At 67.3% G+C, this 20210-nt stretch carries 16 protein-coding genes and 1 tRNA gene; 8 read left to right on the top strand and 9 right to left on the bottom strand.

Going from position 1 to position 20210, the window contains the following annotated elements:
• Positions 1-48: 48 nt before the first annotated feature.
• From trpD to H7U20_RS21745, 3 genes are all read left to right on the top strand, one after another.
• On the top strand, positions 49-1086 hold the full coding sequence (gene trpD / locus H7U20_RS21755; RefSeq protein WP_199761233.1) for an anthranilate phosphoribosyltransferase: 1038 nt from the start codon (positions 49-51) through the stop codon (positions 1084-1086).
• A 98-nt stretch (positions 1087-1184) separates the two neighbouring features.
• The gene (gene trpC / locus H7U20_RS21750; protein ID WP_199761232.1) at positions 1185-1985 is read left to right on the top strand and encodes an indole-3-glycerol phosphate synthase TrpC; all 801 of its coding nucleotides are present in this window, start codon (positions 1185-1187) and stop codon (positions 1983-1985) included.
• A 16-nt stretch (positions 1986-2001) separates the two neighbouring features.
• The gene (locus H7U20_RS21745) at positions 2002-2496 is read left to right on the top strand and encodes an energy transducer TonB (protein ID WP_199761231.1); all 495 of its coding nucleotides are present in this window, start codon (positions 2002-2004) and stop codon (positions 2494-2496) included.
• A 75-nt stretch (positions 2497-2571) separates the two neighbouring features.
• Here the strand turns inward: H7U20_RS21745 and H7U20_RS21740 are convergent, their stop codons facing one another.
• From H7U20_RS21740 to H7U20_RS21710, 7 genes are all read right to left on the bottom strand, one after another.
• Complete coding sequence (locus H7U20_RS21740; protein WP_233410977.1) at positions 2572-3705, bottom strand: GGDEF domain-containing protein; 1134 nt, start codon at positions 3703-3705, stop codon at positions 2572-2574.
• A 266-nt stretch (positions 3706-3971) separates the two neighbouring features.
• The gene (locus tag H7U20_RS21735) at positions 3972-5786 is read right to left on the bottom strand and encodes a M61 family metallopeptidase (protein WP_199761229.1); all 1815 of its coding nucleotides are present in this window, start codon (positions 5784-5786) and stop codon (positions 3972-3974) included.
• A 112-nt stretch (positions 5787-5898) separates the two neighbouring features.
• A complete protein-coding gene (locus tag H7U20_RS21730; protein ID WP_199761228.1) occupies positions 5899-6477 on the bottom strand; it encodes a nucleotidyltransferase family protein in 579 nt (192 codons plus the stop codon).
• A 4-nt stretch (positions 6478-6481) separates the two neighbouring features.
• Positions 6482-8701, bottom strand: a complete 2220-nt coding sequence (locus H7U20_RS21725; RefSeq protein WP_199761227.1) for a xanthine dehydrogenase family protein molybdopterin-binding subunit — start codon at positions 8699-8701, stop codon at positions 6482-6484.
• Positions 8702-8711: 10 nt separating this feature from the next.
• On the bottom strand, positions 8712-9170 hold the full coding sequence (locus tag H7U20_RS21720; protein WP_199761226.1) for a (2Fe-2S)-binding protein: 459 nt from the start codon (positions 9168-9170) through the stop codon (positions 8712-8714).
• A 183-nt stretch (positions 9171-9353) separates the two neighbouring features.
• The gene (locus H7U20_RS21715) at positions 9354-10082 is read right to left on the bottom strand and encodes a DsbC family protein (protein ID WP_199761225.1); all 729 of its coding nucleotides are present in this window, start codon (positions 10080-10082) and stop codon (positions 9354-9356) included.
• Between the two features lie 92 nt (positions 10083-10174).
• A complete protein-coding gene (locus tag H7U20_RS21710; RefSeq protein ID WP_199761224.1) occupies positions 10175-11416 on the bottom strand; it encodes an FAD-dependent monooxygenase in 1242 nt (413 codons plus the stop codon).
• Positions 11417-11563: 147 nt separating this feature from the next.
• On the opposite strand from H7U20_RS21710, the gene H7U20_RS21705 reads away from it, so the two are divergent.
• Both H7U20_RS21705 and H7U20_RS21700 read left to right on the top strand, forming a co-directional pair.
• Positions 11564-11639 (top strand) — tRNA-Phe (locus H7U20_RS21705).
• Between the two features lie 534 nt (positions 11640-12173).
• Positions 12174-13403, top strand: coding sequence for a cellulase family glycosylhydrolase (locus H7U20_RS21700; protein ID WP_199761223.1), 1230 nt, complete (start codon positions 12174-12176; stop codon positions 13401-13403).
• A 157-nt stretch (positions 13404-13560) separates the two neighbouring features.
• Here the strand turns inward: H7U20_RS21700 and H7U20_RS21695 are convergent, their stop codons facing one another.
• A complete protein-coding gene (locus H7U20_RS21695) occupies positions 13561-14235 on the bottom strand; it encodes a DNA-binding protein (protein WP_199761222.1) in 675 nt (224 codons plus the stop codon).
• Between the two features lie 321 nt (positions 14236-14556).
• Here H7U20_RS21695 and H7U20_RS21690 point away from each other — a divergent pair, with 321 nt between their 5' ends.
• Positions 14557-15033 carry a thioesterase family protein gene (locus tag H7U20_RS21690; protein WP_199761221.1) on the top strand — a complete coding sequence of 159 codons (477 nt, stop codon included), beginning with the start codon at positions 14557-14559 and terminating at the stop codon, positions 15031-15033.
• A gap of 21 nt (positions 15034-15054) precedes the next feature.
• Here H7U20_RS21690 and H7U20_RS21685 read toward each other — a convergent pair whose 3' ends face one another.
• Positions 15055-15519, bottom strand: coding sequence for a MarR family winged helix-turn-helix transcriptional regulator (locus H7U20_RS21685; protein WP_199761220.1), 465 nt, complete (start codon positions 15517-15519; stop codon positions 15055-15057).
• Between the two features lie 301 nt (positions 15520-15820).
• Here H7U20_RS21685 and H7U20_RS21680 point away from each other — a divergent pair, with 301 nt between their 5' ends.
• Positions 15821-19207, top strand: a complete 3387-nt coding sequence (locus tag H7U20_RS21680; RefSeq protein ID WP_199761219.1) for an MHYT domain-containing protein — start codon at positions 15821-15823, stop codon at positions 19205-19207.
• On the top strand, positions 19204-20196 hold the full coding sequence (locus H7U20_RS21675; protein ID WP_199761218.1) for a response regulator: 993 nt from the start codon (positions 19204-19206) through the stop codon (positions 20194-20196). The genes H7U20_RS21680 and H7U20_RS21675 overlap by 4 nt, the downstream gene beginning before the upstream one ends.
• Positions 20197-20210: the final 14 nt, after the last annotated feature.

Here is a 20210-nt window from a genome sequence, read left to right as displayed (position 1 = left end):
CTGTCCTTCATTGCGACCCGCGTCCTCATTATTGAAGAAGGAATCATCATGCCGATCACCCATCAAGAAGCCCTGCTGCGCTGCATCGAACACCGCGAAATCTTCCACGACGAGATGCTGCACCTGTTCCGCCAGATCATGTCGGGCGAGATGTCGCCGGTGATGATCGCCGCCCTGACCATGGGCCTGCGCGTGAAGAAAGAAACCATCGGCGAAATCGCCGCCGCCGCCCAGGTGATGCGCGAATTCTCCACCAAGGTGCCGATGGCCGACACCAGCGGCCTGCTCGACATCGTCGGCACCGGCGGCGACGGCGCCCACACCTTCAACATCTCGACCACCGCGATGTTCGTCGCCGCCGCCGCCGGCGCGCGCGTGGCCAAGCACGGCGGGCGCAGCGTCTCTTCCTCGTCCGGCAGCGCCGACGTGATCGAGGCGCTGGGCGCCAACATCAACCTGAAGCCGGAGCAGATCGCCCAGTCGATCGCCCAGACCGGCATCGGCTTCATGTTCGCGCCCAACCACCACGCCGCCATGAAACACGCCGCGCCGGTGCGCCGCGAGCTGGGCGTGCGCACCATCTTCAACATCCTCGGCCCGCTGACCAATCCGGCCGGCGCGCCGAACATCCTGATGGGCGTGTTCCACCAGGATCTGGTCGGCATCCAGGTGCGCGTGCTGCAGCGCCTGGGCGCCCAGCACGCCATCGTGGTCTACGGCCGCGACAATATGGACGAGGTCTCGCTCGGCGCCGCCACCGTGGTGGGCGAGCTGGTCAACGGCGAGATCCGCGAATACGAGATCCATCCGGAAGACTTCGGCATGCAGATGATCGCCAGCCGCAACCTGAAGGTGGCCAACGCCACCGAGTCGCAGGCCAAGATGATGGAAGCGCTGCGCGGCGAGCCCGGCGCGGCCTACGACATCGTCGCGCTCAACGCCGGCACCGCGCTGTACGCCGCCGGCAGCGCCAGCTCGATCGAGGACGGCCTGCGCCTGGCGCGCCTCGCCATCACCTCCGGCGCGGCGCTGGAAAAGGTTAAGCAATTCGTCGAGGTCACGCAAAGCCTTGGCGCCAACAACTAAGTGAACCGCGTCGCCGGCGCTCGGTTCCTGGCGCTCGGCATGCGCTTGGCACCGGCCACACAACACTGACGCTCCGCCCCTCTTATCTGGTACCCATCATGTCCGACATCCTCAACAAAATCCTGGCCGTCAAGGCCGACGAAGTGGCCGCCGCCAAAAAACACCGCAGCCTGGCCAGCCTGCGCGGCGAAGTCGAGGGCAACGCCGAACTGCGCCTGGACCTGCGCGACTTCGAAGCCAGCGTGCGCCAGCGCATCGCCAGCGGCGCCGCCGGCGTCATCACCGAGGTGAAGAAGGCCTCGCCGTCGAAGGGCGTGCTGCGCGCCGACTTCCGCCCGGCCGAGATCGCGGCCAGCTACGCCAGCAATGGCGCCGCCTGCCTGTCGGTGCTGACCGACGAGCAGTTTTTCCAGGGTTCGGTCGCCTATCTGCGGCAAGCCCGCGCCGCCTGCGCCATTCCGGTGCTGCGTAAGGACTTCATGATCGACATGTACCAGGTCTACGAGGCGCGCGCCATGGGTGCCGACTGCATCCTGCTGATCGTCTCGGCGCTGGACCACGGCCTGATGGCCGAGCTGGAGGCCTGCGCCCACGAGCTGGGCATGGGCGTGCTGGTCGAAGTGCACGACGGCGATGAACTGACGGCGGCGCTGCGCCTGAAGACACCGATGGTCGGCATCAACAACCGCAACCTGCGCACCTTCGAGACTTCGCTGGACACCACGCTGGACCTGCTGGAACGGATTCCTGCCGAGCGCCTGGTGGTGACCGAATCTGGCATCATGGTGCCGGCCGACGTACAGCGCATGCGTGACGCCGGCGTGCATGCCTTCCTGGTCGGCGAAGCCTTCATGCGCGCGCCGGATCCCGGCGCCGAGCTGCACCGCCTGTTCAACTAATCCGGAGTTCATCGCCATGGCAACCCGATCACAGCATATTTTGAGGATCGCGGTTGCCGCCGGCGCCGCGCTGTTGCTGGCCTCCTGCCACAAGGAGCCGCCGGCGCTGCCGAAGACCAGTCCCGCGCCGACGCCGCCCGCCGCCGACGCGCCAGCGGCACTGCCGCGCGTCGCCAGCAATATCGACGAGTACAAAGTGCTGGTGGCCGAGCGCATCCTCGCCAGCAATCCCCAACAAACCTTCAGCGGCCGCCTGCCGCCGATGCTGCCGGCCATCGTCGTGCTCGACATCGGCATCGACCGCGACGGCGGTGTCAGCGAGGCGCGCGTGCACCGCTCGCGCGACAACGCCGCGTCCAAAGTGGCGCTGGCCGCGCTGGCGGCCGGCACGCCCTACCCCAAGCCGGGCCACCTGCTGCGCTTCGGCCACAAGACCCTGGTATTTTCCGAGACTTTCCTGTTCAACAAAGACTATAAATTCCAGCTACGCACACTGGCCGGGCCGCAGTAGCCGGGATGGGACGGGGCGGCGCGCCGGCACGTCGAGCCGGGACGTCATGCCTGGAAGTGCTGCTCAGCTGCGAACTTAGGCGCGGATCGCCTGCAGCATCGACGGCGGCGGGCCGGCCGGCTCGGCCACCTCGACGCGGTCGCGGCCGTTGGCCTTGGCACGGTAGAGCGCCGCGTCGGCGCGCATCAACAGGCTGTCTAAATCCTCGGCGGCGTTGCGCTGGCAAGCCACGCCAACGCTGACCGTGTAGACCGGCAGTCCCTCGGGGCGGGGAGCGCGCAGCGCCAGGCGAATCCGCTCGGCGGCGCCGACGGCCCGCTCGACGGCGGTGTCGGGCAGCAGCACGACGAACTCCTCGCCGCCGAAACGGGCCATGTGGTCCGACTCGCGCAAGGTCTTGCCGATGGTGGCGGCGACATGCACCAGCACGCGGTCGCCCATGGCGTGGCCGTGCTGGTCGTTGATCAGCTTGAAGAAATCCAGATCGATGCTGAGTAGCGTCATGCCCTTGGCGGCGCGGCGCAATTGCGCCCGCTCCTTGGCGTAGACGTCGGCGAAGCCGCGCCGGTTCAGCACGCAGGTCAGCGGGTCGAGGGTGGAGCGCAGTTCGAGAATGCTCTGCAGGCGGCGCGTGGCCACCGTCATGAAACCGACGGCCAGCAACAGCGCCATGAAGTTGGCGGTGGCCAGGTAAAAGCTGGCGAAGGTACCGCCGCGCATCAGGTCGACGCTGGTGGCGCTGCCGAACAGCGCCAGACCGCCGCGAATCGCCACCACCACGGTCTGGAACAGCATCAGCACGCCGAAGAAGCGCGTGGCGAAGTGGCGCTCGCCATGGCGCCAGATCAGCTGCACCTGGCGCGCGTAGAAACCGAACACGAGGAAGGAGAACACCGCGACGCGGGCCTGGAAGTCCGGCCACAACAGCAGCCAGCAAGCCATGCCGGTCATGCCCAGCACCCATACCAGATGGAAGGCGCGCCAGCTGGGCCGCCGATGGTAGAAGCGCTCGGTGCCGATCATCGACAGGCCCAGTCCCCACAGCAGCATGGAATTGGCGCCCAACAGCACCAGCGCCGACGGCAGCACGGCGCGCAGATTGAACAGCACGGCGCCAACGATCATGCACAGCAGACCTCTGGCCCAGTGGTCGAGGCCATGGATCTCGCTGGGGAAGCTGCGGTGGGCGGAGAACAATACGATACTCATTGCCCCGCCCATCAAGGTGGACATCAAGATGATCGTTGAGGGGTCGAGCAGGGTCACTAGCTATCCGGTATGGTAAGTGGTATCGACTTGCGTAAGCGGATTCTAGACCAGAACGACGCCCTTGAACATCGCGGCGATGAAAGTGGCAGGGCGGAGCAAGCGGCGCGGCAGACCGGCGCGCACACTGCGGGGCGCACGCCGGCAGCGCGATGGGCCGCGCGGCGATGGGCCGCGCGGCGATGGCGGCGCGGCCCCGGGTGAGTCGATCAGCGCGGCGCGCTGGGGCGCGACGGGCCGGCGGCCTTCTTGCCGGCCGGCGCCAGCGCCAGCGTGATGCCGGGTACGCGATCGCCCTGCAGTCGCAGGCGGAAGCTCATCAGCTCGTCGCGGCGGAAAGCGTGCACCTCGACCTCGGAGCCGACGCCGTAGCGCGACAGCAGCGTGTCCAGATTGGTCGCGGTGACCCGCAGGCCGTCGATGGCGACCAGCAGGTCGCCCGCCGACAGGCCGGCCTGATGCGCCGCGCCGCCCTGGTGGACACTGGACAGTTTGCAGTCGTTGCCGTCGCGGCCGGCGTTGACGTCCAGGCTGGGCTTGGCCGACTTGCGCTCGTCGTTGTACTTGACGCCGAACTGCGCCAGCAGCTTGGCCAGCGGCAGGTCGTCGGTGCCGCGCACGTATTTGTCGAAGAAGGGCTTGAGGCGCATGCCGCTGATCTCGTCGAACAGCGCCTCCACCTCGGCCGGGGTGACGCCGCGTCCAAGCGTCGGATAGAAATCGCGGCCGTAGCGTTGCCACAGCGCCAGCATGACGTCGTCGAGCGACTTCTTGCCGGCGCTCTTGGCGCGGATGCTCAGGTCGAGCGCCAGCGCGACCAACGAACCCTTGGTGTAGTAGCTGACGATGGCGTTGGGCGCGTTCTCGTCCTGGCGGTAGTACTTGGTCCAGGCGTCGAAGCTGGACTCGGCCACGCTTTGCTTGCCACGGCCGCTGCCGCGCAACACGCTGCCGATGGTCTTGGCCAGCAGCTTGAAGTAGGCCGGCTCGCCGATGATGCCGGCACGGACCAGCATCAAATCGTCGTAATAGCTGGTGAAACCTTCGAACAGCCAGAGCAGCGGCGAGTAATTCTCGCCCTGCAGATCGTAGGGCGCGAAGGCGGCCGGCTTGATGCGCTTGACGTTCCAGGTGTGGAAGTACTCGTGGCTGCACAGGCCGAGGAACTGCAGGTAGCCGTCGCTGACTTCGGCCGTCTTCGGCGCGGCGCTGCTGGGCAGGTCGGCGCGGGCGCAGATCAGCGCGGTCGAAGCGCGGTGTTCCAGGCCGCCGTAGCCGTCGCCGACGGCCAGGGTGAGGAAGACGTAGCGCTCCATCGGCGCGCGTTTGCTGCGCGGCTCGAAGAAGGCGATCTGGGTTTCGCAGATCGCCTTCAGGTCGGCGCACAGGCGCGCCATGTCCAGATTGGGCACGCGGCCGCTGATGACGATGTCGTGCGGGATGCCGTGCGCCTTGAAGCTGGCCAGGGCGAAGTCGCCCATCTCGACCGGGCTGTCGATCAACTCGTCGTAGTTCAGCGCGAGGTAGCTGCCGAAGCCGTAGCGCTTGGCCTTCAGCTCGGGCAGCGCGGTGGCGACGCGCCAGTTGCGCGCGGCGGCGTCGGCCGGGCGCTGGATGTCGACCTGGTGCGGCACCGCCTCCTGGCCCAGCACGCGCAGGAACACGCTGGTGCCGTTGAAGAAGCCGTGGGTCTGGTCGAGGTGGGCGGCGCGCACCGACAGGTCCCAGGCATAGACCTCGTACTCCAAGGTCAGCGCGCCCTTGACCGGGGCGGCGCGCCAGGAATGCTTGTCCAGCTTGGTCAACGCGACCGGCTGGCCACGGCTCTCGGCGCGGATCTGCACGATGTTGCGGGCGAACTCGCGGATCATGTAACTGCCCGGGATCCAGGCCGGCAGCGCGAACTGCTGGCCGTCGGCGGCCGGCGCCTCGACCGTCAAGGTGACCTGGAAAAGATGCCCGGCCAGGTCCTTGGGGACGATGGTGTAGGCGATGGCGGGCTGTTTGTTGTTTGGTTTTTTCATTCTGTCCTCGTGTTCTTGGAAAACCAAGCCACAGGCATCAATCTGGGGTCAGACCCGCCGGGTCTGACCCCGGCCCTCTGCCTGTGGGTGGCTTGTTGCAGCTGCCGGCGCCTCAGCCTGGCGGCGCCAGGTCGTTCGGCAAATCGATGTCGCGCAGCACGCCGGCGTCGTCGACCTCGACATCGCAGACGGCGTGGCTGTGCAGGATGGCGCGCGCGCCCTGGTCGCCGTCCAGCGCCAGCAGCAGCGACAGGTAGTCGCTGCAAAAGGCCACCGGATTGCCGCGCTGCCCCCGGTACAGCGGCGCGGCGATGCGGGCGCCGCCTTCGACGCGCTCGGCCAGCAGGCGCATGGTCGCGGGCCGCACATACGGCATGTCGCCCAGCGCCACCATCCAGCCGGGCGCGCCACGGGCGTAGTCTAGCGCATGGGTGAGCGAGGCGGCCATGCCGCTGTCGGCGTCGGCGCAAACACGCACCTCGCAGCCGGCCGCGCCGAGCAGCGCGGCCACGCGATCATCGCCCGGCCGCACCACGGCGACCACGCGCGGCAGCGCGGCGAGCAGATTCCTGGCGCTGGCGAGGACCACGGCGTCGCCGTCCGCCAGCGGCTGCAGCAGTTTGTTCTGCACGCCGGAAGGGTCGAAACGCTTGCCCCTTCCGGCGGCCAGCAGGATGCCGACCAGCGGCATCCGCCTAGGCCGAGGCCAGGTCGAACGGCAGCTTGCGCAAACGCTTGCCGGTCAACTTGAACAGGGCGTTGGCGTAGGCCGGCGCCAGCGGCGGCAGGCCCGGTTCACCCATGCCGGTCGGCGCGTCGACCGACGGCACGATGTGCACCGCCACCTGCGGCATGTCCGGCATGCGCGCGACCGGGTAGTCGCTGAAGTTCTGCTGCTCGACCACGCCGTCCTTGAAGGTGATGGCGGCACCCGGCAAGGTGGTGCCGACCGCCATCAGCACCGCGCCCTGCACCTGCGCCTCGATGGTCAGCGGGTTGACGGCCAGATTGCAGTGCACGCCGGCGGTCACGCTGTGCAGCTTGGGCACGCCGTTCTTCACCGAGGCGGTGACCACGTAGGCCACCACGCTGTTGAACGACTCGTGCAGCGCGACACCCCAGGCCTGCCCCTTCGGCAGCACCTTCTTGCCGTAGCCGGACTTGGCCACCGCCAGGTCGAGCGCGGCCAGGTGGCGCTTGGCCTTCTCGCCCATCAGTTGGCGGCGGTAGGCCACCGGGTCCATCTTGGCGGCGTGGGCCGCCTCGTCGATCAGCGTCTCCATCACAAAGGCGGTGTGGGTCGAGCCGACCGAGCGCCACCACAGCACCGGGACGTTGGCCTTGACGTTGTGGACCGACAGGTTCATCGGCACTTGGTAGGGCTCGCCCATGCCCTCGACCATGGTCGAATCGACGCCGTTCTTCACCATCATCGGCTCGAACGGCGTGCCGGTGATGATGGACTGGCCGACGATGGTGTGGTTCCAGGCGACGATGTGGCCCTTGTCGTCCAGCCCCAGTTCGGCGCGGTGCACATGCGACGGCCGGTAGTAGCCGCCCTTGATGTCGTCCTCGCGGCTCCACATCACCTTCAGCGGGCCGGATTTGCCGCTGGCCTTCCAGGCCTTGGCGATATGGGTCGCCTCGACCAGATAATCCGAGGTGGGCACGGCGCGGCGGCCGAAACCGCCACCGGCCATCATCGTGTTGAGCACCACCTGCTCAACCTTGAGGCCGGCGGTGGCGGCGATGGCGCCCTGGTCGATGGTCTGGAACTGCGTGCCGGCCCACACCGTGCAGCCGTCGGCGCGCAGGTCGATGACGCAGTTGAGCGGCTCCATCGGCGCGTGCGCCAAATACGGAAACTCGTAGACGGCGGTGATCCTGGTCGGCGCCGCCGCCAGCTTGGAGGTATCGGCCTGTTTGACCGGCAGGCCGGGCTTTTGCGCCAGCGCCTTGTACTCGGCCAGTTGCTGGTCGCTGCTGATCTTCTCCACCGCGCTGCTATCCCACTCGACCACCAGGGCGTCGCGGCCCTGCTTGGCCGGCCAGTAGCCGTCGGCGATCACCGCCAAGCCACTGCCGCCGCGATCGGTGGCCACTTCCAGCACCTCGATCACGCCCTTGATGGCCTTGGCCTTGCTGGCGTCGAACTTGGCGACCTTGGCGCCGAACACCGGCGGCCGCGCCACCAGCACCACCTTGCTGTCGGGCGCCTTGAAGTCGATGCCGAACTGCTGCTTGCCGGTCGACTTGAGGCGGGCATCGAGCCGCTTGACCGGCTTGCCGATGATGCGGAAGTCCTTGGCGTCCTTCAGCTTGACGCTGGTCGGAACCGGCTGCTTCATGGCGGCGTCGGCCAGCGCGCCGAAGTTGGACTTCTGCCCGGCCGGGCCGCTCAGCACACCCTTGGCGACCGTGACCTGCCCCGGCGCGACCTGCCATTGCTCGGCGGCGGCCGCCACCAGCATGGCGCGCGCCTTGGCGCCGATTTCGCGGTACTGCGTGAAGGAGTGGTTGATGGTGCCCGAGCCGCCGGTCATCTGGATGCCGAAAGCCGGGTCCTTGTACTGCTCGCCGGCCGGCGCCAGCGCGCCGCGCATCTGCGCCCAGTCGGCGTCGAGCTCCTCGGCGATCAACATCGGCAAGGCGGTGTGCACGCCCTGGCCGAACTCAAGCCGGTTGACCTGCACGGTGATGCTGTTGTCCGCCGCGATGTGCAGGAAGGCGTTCGGCTGGAACACCGTCTTGGCGGCCTGCGCGTTGGCGAACTTGTTCGCGCCGGGGATGACGAAGCCCAGCACCAGACCACCGCCGAGCACCGCGCCGGCCTTCATGAAGCCGCGCCGCGACAAGCCCGCCGGCGCCGCCACTTCCGTTTGCATCGATTCCTGATTCAGCCATTCAGTGCGCATGTCATTCCCCTTAGGCGATGGTTTTGGCGGCGTCTTTGATGGCGGCGCGGATGCGTTGGTAGGTGCCGCAGCGACAGATGTTGCCGCTCATGGCGTTGTCGATGTCGGCGTCGCTGGGTGCCTTGTTGGAGCGCAGCAGCGCGGTGGCGCTCATCACCTGGCCGCTTTGACAGTAGCCGCATTGCGGCACGTCGTGCTTGACCCAGGCCTCCTGCACCGCCTTGCCGACCTTGTCCGACTCCATCGCCTCGATGGTGGTGATCTTCTGCCCGACGGCGGCCGAGATCGGCGTGATGCAGGAGCGGATCGGCTGGCCGGCCAGGTGCACCGTGCAGGCGCCGCACAGCGCCGCGCCGCAGCCGAATTTGGTGCCGGTCATGTTCAGGTTGTCGCGCAGCGCCCACAGGATGGGCGTGGCCGGGTCGGCGTCGACCTGCATGTTTTTACCGTTGATATTCAGGGTGATCATCTATTTTGCTCCTTGGGGCGGGGTTCTGATTGGAGGAGTGGAAGCCGGAACAGCATGCGACACGCGTACGGCGGCGCGCCTTGAGGCAGCGGGTGAACCCCGCTTTTGTCATGGACCATCGGTGAAGCCAGGTGCGGCAAAGGGACGCGACGGACCGCCGCCGGCGGCCCGCGAAAAACTGGTTTACTGCTTGATCGATTCGAGCTTGGCTTCCAGCGCCTTCAGGTCGATGGCGCCGGGGATGCGGCTGCCGTCGGCGAAGAAGATGGCCGGCGTGCCGTTGATGCGCAACTTGTGGCCCAGCTCGACCACCGCCTCGTTGGGCGTGGCGCCGCAGCTGGCCGGCGCGGCCGGCGCGGCTTTGCCGGTCAACATCCAGTCGTCCCAGGCCTTGTTGCGGTCGGGCGCGCACCAGATGTTCTTCGACTTGACGAAGGAGTCGTCGGACAGGATGTTGTACATGAAGGTGTAGACGGTGACGTTGTTGAGGTCCTTCATGGTGGTCTGGCGGAAGCGCTTGCAATAGCCGCAGTTGGGGTCCTCGAAAACGGCGATGACGCGCTTGCCATCGCCCTTGACGGTCTTCAGCGCGTGCTGCAACGGCAGGTCGGAGAATTTGATCTGGTTGATCTCATCGAGGCGCTTCTTGGTCAGGTCGACCGAGTTGACGGCGTCGTAGACGTGGCCGGAGAACAGATAGGTGGCGCTCTTATCGGTGTAGAGGATCTCGCCGTTGAAGCGAATCTCGTACAGGCCGCCGTAGGGCGTTTCCTTGACCGAGTCGACCTTGACGCCGTCGCCCAGGCGCGGCTCGATCAGTTTTTTGATGGTTTCCTCGACCGGCGTTTCGGCGCCGACGCAGGACGCGACCAGCGCGGACAATAACAATAGGGCGATCTTGCTCTTTCTCATACCATCTCCGATGACTACTACACGACGGGCGCCGGCAAAGGCCGGCGCGCGCTGGATTACGATGAATGCCGGCCACGCCGGAGCTGATCGGTTCAGCCCTGCTTGCCGAGGGCGTGCGAGATCAGCCGCCGCTTGAGCATGGGCAGTTTATCCAACAAGTTTAATCCGAAATTGCGAACCACGCGCAGCGGCTCCAAATCGGTGCCGAACAAACGCGCCAAGCCGTCGGTGGCCAGCTGCATCAACAGCACGTCCTCCTTGCGCGCGCGGGCATAGCGGGCCAGCACGCGTTGGTCGCCGATGCCGCGCTGCGCCTCGCGTTCGACGATCGTGCGCACCAGCTGCTCGACGTCGGCGAAGCCCAGGTTCATGCCGTGGCCGGCCAGCGGATGGACCACGTGGGCGGCGTCGCCGACCAGGGCCACGCGCGGCGCCACCATGCTGTGCGGGCGCATCAGGCGCAGCGGGAAGTCGCGCACCAGCTCCGGCTGCAGCGGCGTCAGCTGGCCCAGCTTGGCGGCGGCGAACGGCGCCAGGCGGGCCGCCAGCTGCGTGGCCGACTCGGCGCGCAGCGTGGCGGCCAGCGCCTCGGGCGCCGACCAGACCAGCGAGACCATATTACCCGGCAGCGGCAGCAGGGCGACAACGCCCTCGGCGCCGGTGAACCACTGCTGCGCCGCGCCGTGGTGCGGCCGCTCGCAGTGGAAATTCGAGACCACGGCGGACTGGCCGTAGGAGCGGTAGTCCATGCCGATGTCGCACTGGCCGCGCACCCAGGACTGGGCGCCGTCGGCGCCGACCACCAGCGCGGCCTGGATGGCCGCGCCGTCGTCCAGGTGCACGGTGGCGCTGTCGGCGTCGCGCACCAAACCGGTGGCGCGGCCCTGCACCAGCGTCACGTTCTGGGCGAAGCGCAGCGCGGCGTCGAGCGCCTGGTTCAGATTGCGGTCCTCGACGATCCAGGCCAGCGTGCCGGTGTGGGCGCCGTAGGCGTCGAAGCCGAGGGCGCCGGCCTGGGCGCCGTCGCCGTTGACCAGCATGGCGTCGACCGGGGCGACGCGGGCGGCGTCGAGCGCGCCCCACACCTTGAGGGCGGACAGCAAATGGAAGGCGGTGTGGTTGAGGGCGAAGACGCGCACGTCCCAGCCGAGCTCAGCGGGAGCGGAAGCCGCAGCCGCCGACGGGGCCGGCGCCGTTGAAGGACACAGCAGGGTGACACTCTGCCCGGCCTGGGCGAATCCGAGTGCCGCCGTCTTGGCGATGGCGCCGTTGCCGACGATACAAATATCACTCTGGATGAAGCGCCGCATGGAGGGGGAGGATGGACTGTTCATCCGGCCATTATAGCCCTTGTAGCCCGGGAGAATCGACCGCGCCGGCATGGCGGCGCCACGGCCGGCGCCGACGCCCCGCCCCGGCGGTATAAATAGTTTCCACAGTTCCTTGCAATTTCTTTCCGGCCTGCTATAATTCTGCTCCTTGGCCTGGTAGCTCAGTTGGTAGAGCAGAGGATTGAAAATCCTTGTGTCGGTGGTTCGATTCCGCCCCGGGCCACCAAGAACACGCATCACGCAACGCCCACTCATGCAAGTGGGCGTTGTCGTTTCCGGACCTCGCAGTTCTCGGCTGCGGCCTATTCCTGCTACACGGCACGCGCGCCCGCCCCGCCGGCCCCATCCCCAGCGCTGGGGCGTATGCACAAAAAATCATCCCATATCTAGCCGAGCGCTATACACCACCGCAACAGATGCCTTCAAAATGAGTGGCGGCATTGAGCGGACCGATACAAATTCCTCCGTGTTAGTATCAATCTCCCAACGCCAGCCCCTGCGGCGCCCCGCTAGCCGAGCACGACCGGCCGAGCCGGCCAGAATGTCGCAGCAAAAACGCCACCCCATCGCGGGTGGCGTTTTTTTGACGTGGATTTGTTTCCCCAAATGTGAAATATTTTGCAAAAAGTGACAGTTGGTGAGAGTTGAAGCTGGTTAATATAGGCAGAATGGCAATGCTACAGTTTTGCTACTTAATCGGCTTGCGCTGGCCTTTTACACGTGTAAAAAAGCTGCCGAAGCCACTTCATGAAGGCAATGTATGAAATTGAAAGCACTGACTGCTCTGTTGGGTTCCGCTCTGATTTTTGCCAGCCAAGCCTATGCCGGTCCACTGACCGTCGTGGGAGACAAGTACTACAAGAATGGCCAGCCCTTCCACGGCGTGGGGGTCAATTACTTCAATGCCTTCACGCGGAACAATCTGAACTACCAAGATGGCATAAACGAACTGAGTAGAAACAATATTCCGTTCTTCCGCATGAACACGATCGGCTTCTGGCCGAACGATCTGAGGACTGTTTTGAACGACAGCAAGGACGGACTCAAACCGGAAGTGTTGAGGCGCCTGGACGATTTCATGGACTACGCGAAGAATAAGAACGTCGGCGTGGTGATGAACCTGTTCTTCAACTGGACCGGCTTCTCCGACCTTCAGGGAGAGCGCATGCCTGCCTGGGGCAAGGCGGACAGCGCTACCCGCAAGGCCATGGTCAGCATCACGACGCAGCTGGTGAAGCGCTACGAGGGCCATCCTGCGTTGTGGGGCTGGGAATTCGCCAATGAGGGCAGCAGTTTCATCGATCTGAAGGACACCAACCACGTCTACAAGCCGGTTAGTGTCCCGGAGGGCTCACTGCCCCCAGATTCGCCAGATCCGAAAAAGCCAGGCGCATTGCTGGACAAGATCGTCAGGGACGATTATTTGCGGGCCTTGGCGGCTTTCGCGGAAACGGTGGAGAAGTTCGACACGCACAATCCCATCTTCAGCGGCAATAATGTGCCGCGCTACTGCGCCTACAATCTCGTCTTCGGCAAGCCCGCGAGCTGGACGCCGGATACGGAGACAGAGTTCGGCCTCTACCTTTCCAGCAATGAGCCGGCGCCGCTGAAGACATTGACCATGCACTTGTACATAGATCCCGACCCGGACAAACCGGAAGATATAAAACTGTACTTCGGTAAGCACGCGGGTAGTTATAGCCAGGTGCTGGCCGCCGCCATGGCGCAGTCCAAGCGCGAACAGCGCGCCTTCTTCCTTGGCGAGTTTGGCGCCAACGAGAAAGGCAAGCTGATGACTGCGCGCGAGAAGTTCGACGAGGTCACGACGGCCATCCTGGACAACCGCGTGCGCCTGTCCGCGCTGTGGGTCTATGATTTCAGCTATCAGGACTCGACGTTCAATGTGACAGGCGCCAACTATCGCAGCTATCAGTTGGCGAAAGTGCGTGACATGAACACCACGATGAGCGCCTGGGTGGACGCGCCTTAATTTTCCCGGCGCCAGCCCGGCGCGGGCGCAGCGGCGCCAGGTCATCTTCGCCCCCGCCATTGCGCCGCACCAAAGAACGACGGCCCGGTCGAGTATTCGTCCGGGCCGTCAAAGCGCACATGGGTTATTCACGCCCGCGGGCGTGGCCGGCCTACTTCTAGCCCCGCGCGGCGCGGCGCTCGGCTTGACAGGCGTCGAGCTGGCTGCGCAGCTCCTTGATCTCGGCGGCGAAATTGTCGCGCGCGGTGACGGCGCCGACCAATTCCATCTCGGCCGTGAGGCGGGCGTCGGACTCCGCCGCCGAAGCCGCCACATTGCGTTCGATCTGCGAGCGCAGATCGGCCAACTGGTTGTCCTTGCCGTCGATGGCCAGGCGGTCCTTGGCCTTGCCGACCAGGGCGTCGGTGGCCACGTTGCGGGCGTCGCGCAGCTCGGCGGTCAGCCGCGTGATGCTTTCGGCGCGCTCCTCCAGGGTCGCCAGGGCCTCGTCGCGGGCCTCGGTCAGGCTGGCCACCTGTTCCAGCAGGTCCGCCACGTCGTTCTGCGATTGTTCCAGCGCATCCTGGCTGCCGGCGCCGGAATCCACCGCGAATTGCTGGGCCCAGCTGCCCAGCGCGGCGGCCAGCGTCTCCGGCAGATCCGGGATGGGCACTTCCGTCGGTTTGGCGCTGCTGGCGCGCCACGCCGTCAGGTGCCGATGGACGCTGGCGGGAGCGGCGGCGGCGGCGCCAAACAAGTCGGACACGGCTTCGATGGTCACCCGCTTGCCGTCGTTCTGTAAGCTGTTGGCCGCCGCCGCAACCTCGTCGAATGTGACTTCTTGACCTGCCATTGCTGTCTCCGATAGAGCTAGGGTTGTCATTGTTGCCAATTCGAATATCATCGGCAAGGAAAGATCACACGATACAGGATGATCTTGCCTATCAACAAGGGCACGCTGCCAGAACCGGCGGTGCGGTTGACGGCTGTTGTAAAGACCGCGTTTCAGTCGCCTTGGGCGGTGTCGCCAACCCAGGACGAATAATAACAAAAAGACAAGCCTCGTCGCGCCAGGCGTCGAGGTTTTGCTTGCGCCCGCCGCAATAATGGTTCAATATTGAACCATATCGTTCAGTATTGAACCAAATCCGCACAAGCGATCGGAGCCTCCCCCATGAATCTGTTCGTCAGGCTGTTGTATGTGCTGCTCAGCTCCTTCTTCCGTCCCCGCCTGCCGGTCGGTCCGGCCACCAGCGAACTGTCGCTGCTGACCTTTCCCAACGACTTGGATCTCAATCTGCACGTCAACAACGGCCGCTACCTGACCTTGTGCGACCTGAACCGGGTCGACCTGTTCATCCGCTCCGGCCTGGCGCGCATCATGCTACAGCGCGGCTGGATGCCGATCATCACCGAGCACACCATGAACTACCGCAAGTCGCTCGGCGTGTTCCAGCGCTTCACCGCGACCCTGCACCTGACCCACTGGGACGAGCGGCACTTCTACATGACGCACCACTTCACGATCAAGGACAAAATCATCGCCGAGGGCACCTCGAAGGGCGTCTTGAAGGGCAAGCACGGCGTGGTCGCGCCGGCCGAGGTGATCGCCGCGCTGCTCGAAGCGCAGGCCACGGCGCCGGCGAAATAGCCGGCGGCCCGGGCGGGCGGCTCAGGCGCCCCGCCGGTCCGCCAGGCGCAGCGCCTCCAGCCGCGCGCAGACGCGCTCCATCGTCACGCCCACCGCCGCGATCTCGGCCGGCGAGCTGCCCGTCACCATGGCCGTCACCACCTCCGCCTGGACGCGCATGGCGCGCGCCGCCAGGGCCATGCCCCGCTCGGTCAAAAACAGCCGCTTGGCGCGGGCGTCGGCCGGATCGTCCTCGCGGCGCACCCAATCGCGCGCCGCCATCTGCGTCAACAGCATGCTGACGCCGCTCTTGGTGACGAAGCAGCGCGCCGCCAGTTCGCGCTGGCTCAAGCCGGGCTTGGTCGCCAGCGTGGCCAGCACCTCCAGGTCGCCGATGCGCAGATCGATCGCGGCCAGGCGCGCACCGACCACCATCTCGCACAGGTTGTAGGCGCGGACGGCGGACAGCCAGGTTTGCGTGCCGTGCGGCGAGGAGGCTGGTTTCATGGCGGCTCAAAAAGGCGGATGGGTGGATCGGCGGCGGCATACGGTTCGAATTTGAACCAATTTACCACATCGCACGCCACTCAAGCCAGCCGGCCGGCCTTCGACAAAAAACCACAGCAACACAAACCGATTGCCTGACATCCGGTGACAAATATACAATCCTCGCAGCACAACACGGGCGCACGCCGCCGCGCCGCGGTGTGAACATCCGCAAGCGATTCTAGACCCAGGGCAACAGTTTCCCTGAAAAAATGAGATACTGGGGCCGCGACACCCCTCCTTCCTCACTCGAATTCATGCCATGGACTTAGCTCTCCTGCGCGAGCTGTTCACCCCGCCCGCCGACCCATCGTTGCTGGCCTACGGCACTTACGACCCGGCGCTGGTCGCGCTGTCGCTGCTGGTGGCCATCTTCTCCTCCTGGATGGGACTGCAGATGGCCGGCCAGGCCAGCGCCAGCCGCCAGTTGCGCCCGCTGGTCCTGCTCACCAGCAGCCTGGCGCTGGGCAGCGGCGTCTGGGCCATGCACTTCATCGGCATGCTGGCCTTCGACCTGTGCACCCGCGTCGACTACGACCCGGCCACCACCCTGCTGTCGCTGCTGCCCAGCGTGGTGGCCTCCTTCGTCGCGCTGTCGCTGATCTCGCGCAAGCGCCTGACCGGCTGGGGCCTGTTGGTCGGCGGCGTGCTGGTCGGCGCCGGCATCGGCGCGATGCACTACACCGGCATGGCCGGCATGCGCATGAACCTGGCGCTGCACTACGATCCGTTGATGTTCGGCCTGTCGATCGTGGTGGCGGTGGTGCTGGCCACGCTGGCGCTGTGGGTGCGCTTCGGCCTGCGCGGCCTGCGCGGCCTGAGCGAGGGGCGCGCCCTGCTGGCCGCCGCCACGGTGATGGGCTGCGCCATCGCCGGCATGCACTACACCGGCATGGCGGCGGCGCGCTTCATCGGCCAGGTGCCGGCCGGCGCCAACGGCTCGTCCAACGGCCTGTTCCTGGCGCTGGCGGTGTCGCTGATCACGGTGGCCTTCTCGGTGTTCGTCATGGCCACCAACGGCATGCTGCGCTACCGCCAGTTGTTCCACAGCCTGCGCGAGAGCGAGGCGTGGATGCGCGCCCTGCTCACCACCACCGTCGACGGCGTCGTCACCGTCGACGGCGACGGCGTGATCCACGAGTTCAACGCCTCGGCCGAGCGCATCTTCGGCTGGCAGCGCGGCGAGATCATGGGCCGCAACATCAGCCTGCTGATCGCCGACCCCGAACGCTCCGACCGCAGCGGCCTGCTCAACTACCTGCGCACCAGCGACGCCGGCATCCTCGACAAGGGCAGCGAGGTGCTGGGCAAGCGCAAGGACGGCAGCGTGGTGCCGATCCGCCGCGCGCTGGGCCACGCCCGCCTGGCCGAGCGCGACCTGTTCGTCTGCTTCATCACCGACATCAGCGAGCGGCGCGCCATGGTGCAGGCGCTGCACGACAACGAGCGGCAGTTCCGTTCGCTGATCGGCAACATCCCCGGCATCAGCTACCGCAGCCTGGTCGAGCGCGGCCACCCGCTGCTGTTCATCAGCGACGCCGTCGAGCGCGTCACCGGCCACCCGGCGGCCGACTTCCTCGGCGCCGCGCCGCGCCGCCGCTTCGCCGACTTGATCCACGAGGACGACCGCGCCCGCCTCGACGCGGCGATCGAACACGCCATCGCCAACGACCAGACCTTCCTGGTCGAGTACCGCCTGCGCCACGCCGACGGCGGCATCCGCTGGCTGTGGGAGAACGGCGCGCCGGTGCGCGACGACGCCGGCGCGGCGCGCTGGCTCGACGGCGTGGTGCTCGACATCACCGAGCGGCGCCTGATGGAGGACGAGCTGCGCCTGGCCAAGGAAAAGGCCGAGCAGGCCGCCGCCGCGCGCGCCTCCTTCGTCGCCAACATGAGCCACGAGATCCGCACGCCGATGAACGCCATCCTCGGCTTCACCGACGTGCTGCTCGACGGCGAGCTGGCGCCGGAGCAGCGGCGCCAGCTCGACACGGTGCGCAACGCCGGGCGCGCGCTGCTGCGCCTGCTCAACGAGGTGCTCGACACGGCCAAGCTGGACAAGGGCGCCGTCGAACTCGAACAGAGCGACTTCAGCCTGCTCGGCCTGATCGACGAGCTGGCCTCGACGCTGGGCGCCGGCGCCCGCGCCAAGGGCCTGACCCTGGACCTGCGCTACGACCCGGCGCTGCCGCCGGCGTTGCGCGGCGACGAGCTGCGCATCCGCCAGGTGCTCACCAACCTGCTCGACAACGCCATCAAGTTCACCGCCAGCGGCGGCGTCAGCCTGCACGCCGGACGGCAGGACGGCCAGTTGCACCTGCTGGTGCGCGACACCGGCATCGGCATCGCGCCGCAGCGCCTGGGCGCCATTTTCGACCCGTTCACCCAGGCCGACGCCTCGATGACGCGGCGCTACGGCGGCACCGGCCTGGGCACCACCATCTGCAAGCAGCTGGTCACGCTGATGGGCGGCCGCCTGTGGGCCGACAGCGTCGAGGGCGAGGGCAGCACTTTCCACGTGCTGCTGCCGCTGGTGCCGGCCGAGCTGGGCGTCGAACGCGAGCGGGCCGGCGCGGCGATCGAGCTGCCGCCGCTGCGCGTGCTGGCGGCCGACGACGTGGCGCAGAACCTCGAACTGCTGCACCTGCAACTGAGCCGGCGCGGCCACAGCATGGTCGGCGCCAGCGACGGCGCCATCGCCGTCGCGCTGGCCGCCAAGGAGGACTTCGACGTGATCCTGATGGACATGCAGATGCCGAACATGGACGGGCTCGACGCCACCCGCGCGATCCGCGCGCAAGCCGAGCGCGACGGCCGCCAGCGCGTGCCCATCATCGCCATGACCGCCAGCGTGCTCGACGCGCACCGCCGCGCCAGCGTCAACGCCGGCATGGACGGCTTCGCCGCCAAGCCGGTCGACTGGCCCGGCCTGGCGCAGCAGATCGCCCGCGTGCTCGGCCTGGCGCCGCAGGCCGCCACGGCGGCGCCGGCGGCGCCGGCGCAGGTGCTGAACCAGCGCCTGGGCCTGCGCCGCTGGGCCGAGCAGGAGCCGGCCTACCGGCGCGCCCTGGGCCACTTCGAACAGCACTATGGCGGCGTCGACGCCACGCTGGCGCAGCATCTGCACGACGCCGCCCCGGCGGCGGCGCAAACGCTGGCGCACAAGGTGCGCGGCGTGGCCGCCAACCTGGGCCTGGAGCAGTTGGCGGCCACGCTGGCGCAACTGGAACAGGCCTGCGCCGACGCGGTCGCGGCGAACCCTGCCGCCGACCTGGACGGCGCCACGCCGGACGGCCGGGCGCTGCTGGCCACGCTGGGCGAACAACTGGCCAGCGCGCGCGCCGCCATCGCGCTGCTGCGCCCGGCGCCGGACAACCCGCCGGCCGCCGCCGGCGACGCCGGCGACACCAGCCCGGGCCGGGTCGAACGGGCCCGCCGCGCCGGCACCCTGCTGCGCCAACAGTTGGCCCGTGGCGCCCTCGACGACGGCGCCCTGGCCGAGCTGCGCGCCACCTTGGGCGGCGCCGCCGGCGCCGGCCTGGACGCGCTGCAACGCGCCGTCGACGACTTCGACTTCCAGCTCGCCCAACTCCACCTCGACACTTTGCTGGCCGGCGTCGCGCCGGCCGCCACGGAAGCACCGCCATGAGAAACCCGCAGCTCAAGCCCCTGATCCTGGCCGTCGACGACGAGGCCAACAACCTGCAGCTGCTGCGCCAGATCCTGCAGAACGACTACCGCCTGCTGTTCGCCAAGGATGGCGCGCGCGCCATCGAACTGGCGCGGCAGGAGCAGCCCGACCTGGTGCTGCTCGACGTGATGATGCCCGGCATGAGCGGCTACCAGGCCTGCCGCGCCCTCAAGGCCGACCAGGCGAGCGCCCACATACCGGTCATCTTCGTCACCGCGCTGACCGACACCGAGGACGAGGTCGAAGGCTTCGCCGCCGGCGCCGTCGACTACATCACCAAGCCGGTCAGCCCGGCCATCGTGCGCGCGCGCGTGCGCACCCACCTGACGCTGGTGCACATGGACGAGCTGCGCCAGAGCCGGCTCGACATCGTCCAGCGCCTCGGCCTGGCCGCCGAGTACAAGGACAACGAGACCGGCCTGCACGTGATCCGCATGAGCCACTTCGCCCGCATCCTCGGCGAGGCCTGCGGCATGAACCAGGACGAGGCCGACGAACTGCTGCACGCCGCGCCGATGCACGACGTCGGCAAGATCGGCATCCCCGACCACATCCTGCGCAAGCCCGGCAAGCTCGACGCCGAGGAGTGGGCCATCATGCAGACCCACCCGTCGATCGGCGCCGAGATCATCGGCGAATTCCAGACCGGCCTGCTCGGCCTGGCGCGCCGCATCGCCCTGAACCACCACGAGAAATGGGACGGCAGCGGCTACCCGAACGGCGTGAGCGGCGAGCAGATCCCGCTGGAGGCGCGCATCGTCGCCATCGCCGACGTGTTCGACGCGCTGACCTCGACCCGGCCCTACAAGCTGGCCTGGACGGTGGAGCAGGCGGTCGCCTACCTCGAAGAGCAAAAAGAGCGCCACTTCGACGCCCGCCTGGTCGACCTGTTCCTGAGCCGCCTGCCGCAGATCTGCGAAGTCAAGGAGCGCTGGGCCGAGCACTGAGCGCGCCCCCGCCA

It is taken from the genome of Rugamonas violacea, assembly GCF_016461825.1.
GTDB lineage: Bacteria > Pseudomonadota > Gammaproteobacteria > Burkholderiales > Burkholderiaceae_D > Rugamonas.
Note: the sequence above shows the minus strand (reverse complement) of the source record. Positions and strands in the feature narration are given on the sequence as shown.

Coding starts and splice junctions, on each gene's coding strand:
- trpD (WP_199761233.1), top strand. CDS start 49: ATGCCGATCACCCATCAAGAAGCCCTGCTGCGCTGCATCGAACACCGC.
- trpC (WP_199761232.1), top strand. CDS start 1,185: ATGTCCGACATCCTCAACAAAATCCTGGCCGTCAAGGCCGACGAAGTG.
- H7U20_RS21745 (WP_199761231.1), top strand. CDS start 2,002: ATGGCAACCCGATCACAGCATATTTTGAGGATCGCGGTTGCCGCCGGC.
- H7U20_RS21740 (WP_233410977.1), bottom strand. CDS start 3,705: ATGAGTATCGTATTGTTCTCCGCCCACCGCAGCTTCCCCAGCGAGATC.
- H7U20_RS21735 (WP_199761229.1), bottom strand. CDS start 5,786: ATGAAAAAACCAAACAACAAACAGCCCGCCATCGCCTACACCATCGTC.
- H7U20_RS21730 (WP_199761228.1), bottom strand. CDS start 6,477: ATGCCGCTGGTCGGCATCCTGCTGGCCGCCGGAAGGGGCAAGCGTTTC.
- H7U20_RS21725 (WP_199761227.1), bottom strand. CDS start 8,701: ATGCGCACTGAATGGCTGAATCAGGAATCGATGCAAACGGAAGTGGCG.
- H7U20_RS21720 (WP_199761226.1), bottom strand. CDS start 9,170: ATGATCACCCTGAATATCAACGGTAAAAACATGCAGGTCGACGCCGAC.
- H7U20_RS21715 (WP_199761225.1), bottom strand. CDS start 10,082: ATGAGAAAGAGCAAGATCGCCCTATTGTTATTGTCCGCGCTGGTCGCG.
- H7U20_RS21710 (WP_199761224.1), bottom strand. CDS start 11,416: ATGAACAGTCCATCCTCCCCCTCCATGCGGCGCTTCATCCAGAGTGAT.
- H7U20_RS21700 (WP_199761223.1), top strand. CDS start 12,174: ATGAAATTGAAAGCACTGACTGCTCTGTTGGGTTCCGCTCTGATTTTT.
- H7U20_RS21695 (WP_199761222.1), bottom strand. CDS start 14,235: ATGGCAGGTCAAGAAGTCACATTCGACGAGGTTGCGGCGGCGGCCAAC.
- H7U20_RS21690 (WP_199761221.1), top strand. CDS start 14,557: ATGAATCTGTTCGTCAGGCTGTTGTATGTGCTGCTCAGCTCCTTCTTC.
- H7U20_RS21685 (WP_199761220.1), bottom strand. CDS start 15,519: ATGAAACCAGCCTCCTCGCCGCACGGCACGCAAACCTGGCTGTCCGCC.
- H7U20_RS21680 (WP_199761219.1), top strand. CDS start 15,821: ATGGACTTAGCTCTCCTGCGCGAGCTGTTCACCCCGCCCGCCGACCCA.
- H7U20_RS21675 (WP_199761218.1), top strand. CDS start 19,204: ATGAGAAACCCGCAGCTCAAGCCCCTGATCCTGGCCGTCGACGACGAG.